This window comes from Pedobacter sp. 05L430 (assembly GCF_056397585.1).
This window is the reverse complement of sequence record NZ_JBFTNT010000405.1, coordinates 1-3138: the sequence shown is the minus strand read 5'-3', so window position 1 is coordinate 3138 and position 3138 is coordinate 1. Positions and strand designations below refer to the sequence as shown.

3 protein-coding genes are annotated in these 3138 nt (G+C 37.2%); all 3 read right to left on the bottom strand.

Annotated elements, in window-relative coordinates; genetic code table 11:
- A partial coding sequence (locus tag AC1DG9_RS25560) for a TonB-dependent receptor (protein WP_477635514.1) occupies nucleotides 1-1733 on the bottom strand: 1733 nt, incomplete at its 3' end.
- A 123-nt stretch (nucleotides 1734-1856) separates the two neighbouring features.
- A complete protein-coding gene (locus tag AC1DG9_RS25555; protein WP_288879152.1) occupies nucleotides 1857-2846 on the bottom strand; it encodes a FecR family protein in 990 nt (329 codons plus the stop codon).
- A gap of 92 nt (nucleotides 2847-2938) precedes the next feature.
- The coding region (locus tag AC1DG9_RS25550) for a sigma factor-like helix-turn-helix DNA-binding protein (RefSeq protein ID WP_477635513.1) at nucleotides 2939-3138 on the bottom strand (200 nt) is incomplete at its 5' end.

Below are 3138 nucleotides of genomic sequence, written 5' to 3'. Positions count from 1 at the left end.
CCTATAAGGTGCTCGCCTTCTATTTTATGCTGATTTATGCTGCTGAAAACAGGATCAACAAGATTAGTCTGGAACAAACTCTGTTGTGAATCTTCTAATAAAATTGTTTGGTAAAAATCCTCATTGAGCGTTTTTGTATATAAATTCCTGAGGTTTAATTTGAATTTCTCACCTTGTATACCTCCATTTAATACTGCACCAATTGTGGTATTGAATATATAGCCTGTACCACGGCCAAGTGTATCAGGAGATTTAAAACCATCAATAAGCGCCCCAAAACTTCTGGCCGATTCAAATTCATTGCTTTGCTGCGTATTACGATATGTCAACCCACCGGTAAAGCCAATTTTAAGTCCTTTTTGTTCATTAATCTCGTATACACGCCCTAAAGTAAAGCGGTAGTTTTGATTTGGGATTGCCTGGTTTTTGTAAATCGCAAATGACTTGTTATCGAATTTTTTACTTTGTTCAATAGCGCCACTGTAGCCGGTTTTATATCCTGTTTCGTCTGTATGCTCTATTCTTGGGTCGTCCTGCCGATTTGCAAAGCTCCACGAAACAAGACCGGCAGGCTTTTCACGTCTGCCATCATCAAATGCAAAATAATCTTTATTTGCTCTTCCTCCGGCAGTTAAAAAATCTTTTCCGGTAGTTTGAGTGTTCCCACCGCTTCCAAAGCTTAACGTTAAGAAATTCTGATCGGGGATACTTAATGTATTTACAATAACTTGTCCGCCAACAAACTCTGAAGACACATCAGGTGTTGCTGTTTTATTTACCACAACACTGGCCACTAGTTCATTAGGTATCAGGTCAAAAGAAAAATTACGCCTGTTCATATCTGTATTGGGAACTACAATTCCATCTATCATGGCCTGATTGTAGCGCTCTGTTAAACCACGGACAACCACATACTTATTATCAAGAGTTGTTACACCACTAATTCTTTTTAACACAGCACCTACATTATTGTCGGGTGTTTTCGCAATTTGCTCGGCTGAGATACCGTCGGTTAATGATGCTGCATTTTTTTGCTGGGCATAAAGTCCGGCAATTGATTCTTTTTTATAACTACCCTGTACAACCACCTGTTTCAGCATTTCATTAGCTGGTTGCATAGCGATGCTAAGCGGTGTGGTTTTGCCTTCCTCAACCAGTATACCTCCAATACGTTTTGCCAGATAACTTACATAGCTTACCTCTAAGGTGTAAGTTCCCGGATCAATGCTTATGGAATATGTGCCATCAACACTACTTTGAATAACCTTTCCGTTCTCAATTATTTTTATACCAGCTCCAGGCATAGGCTGTCCCTTTTCGTCAATCACCTTTCCTGTGATCTTGCCTTGCTTAATACGCTTTATATTGGAAGAAGCTTTGGAATACCTTACCGAAATGGAGTTGTTAGCAAGGGAGAATCCAAATCCTAACGGAGTCATTTCTGAGAGCACTTTCCCTAAAGGTGCTTTTGTATAATTGAGGCTTTCCAGTTCAACCTGTTCCAGCATATCATCATAGTAAAATTTGTAATTTGTTTGCTTATTCAGCTCCTTAAGAAGGGCAGAGGCCTTTACTTTTGTAAAATGAATGCTTACTGGTATACTGATATCTTTATATGCCTGAGAAAATAAAGGTGTGGCGAACAGAATAAATAAAAATGAGAGGTTGAATTTAAGGCTGTTAGGTTTTTTTTGTATGAATTTATCCGTTAGGATATGAATCTTAAAATGCATATTTTTGTTACAAATTTTTTACTATTAGTATGAAATTTAATTTTTAGTAGCGGGTTGCTCCCGCATTGTAAAGTGCCGTTTTACCGAACGGCACTTTCTTTTTGAGATTTAATTTTTAGTAGCTTATTTCTTCATTAATCTGTAGTTTAAACTGTCAGTTTTCTTAAATTTTAATTGGTGAATAAATGCAAGGTTTTTTAATGTTTCATCAACAGTTTGATTGCTGAAATCTCCGTTAACTGTAAATGAAAGTGTGGTTTTGGGATTGAAGTCAATCCTTATTTTGTAATAAGAGCTAATTCTAAATAAGGCCTCATTAAGGGAAGTATGCTCAAAAAGTAATTCTGGTTTGCCAATTGGATCATTAACAACCACATCAAACCTACTCATGTTTCCACTGCCATAATTGTATTCGTAGGCCTTGCCTGGGGTAAGGAATACGGGTGCTTGTTTAGATGCCTTGTTCCTCGGTTTGATGACTACTTTTCCGGTATAAAGGCTTACTTTTTCCCACTGGTAACTCTCATTGTATTGAACGGTAAAAGAAGTTCCTAAAGCTGTAGTCTGTAAGTCTCCGGATTCTACACTAAATGGTTTACTTGGATCTTTTTTTACTTCAAACAATGCCTTTCCATTTGTAAGAAAAACGCGTCGTTCTGTTTTTGTGAATGCTTTAGGATAGCTAAAAGTTGATCCGGAAGAGACTGTAACAACTGAACTGTCCGCCAGAATCAATTTCTGCATTTTACCAACGGCAACATTTACCGTAATAAAAGTTTTTGTGTCCTGTATATAATTGAAATATTGATGACCTTTAAACCCTCCAACAAGTAAAACTATGGCTGCTACAGCTGCGGTGATTTTGTAAATAAGCTTTAGTGGGTGTTTTTTTTGTGCAATCTGACTAGAGAGACTATTTTTTATATTTGACAAGGACTCATCTATGTCTACAGGTACTTCTCTGACATTTAAAGGCTCTAAATCAATATCCTCGTCCAAAAGTTCCTGGTGTGCTCCGGATTTTATCATCATCCAAAACTCGTCAAGCTCTTTAGGCGTTAATGTTCTGTTCGCAAATTTTTCGAGCAGTTCTTTTCTTTTATCGTTATCCATTGTATATTATTCAGACAGTTCAATTAACTGCCTTTACATGAATATATACAGTACAACTTGTGGGTAAGGGGGGCTTGAGGGTAAAATATATTTTAAATATAGTCTCCCGTCTTATTTAATGCTGAAAGTGTTTGCGATGCTTTAGACAAGTGGTCTTTTACCGTTTCTTTTCCAATAGAAAGATGTGAGGCGATTTCGGCATAAGACATACCGCCAAATCTGGAAAGGAGGAAGACTTTTCTTCTTTTTTCTGGCAAAAGCGCATGTACATGATCAATTAAGAGTTTAAGGT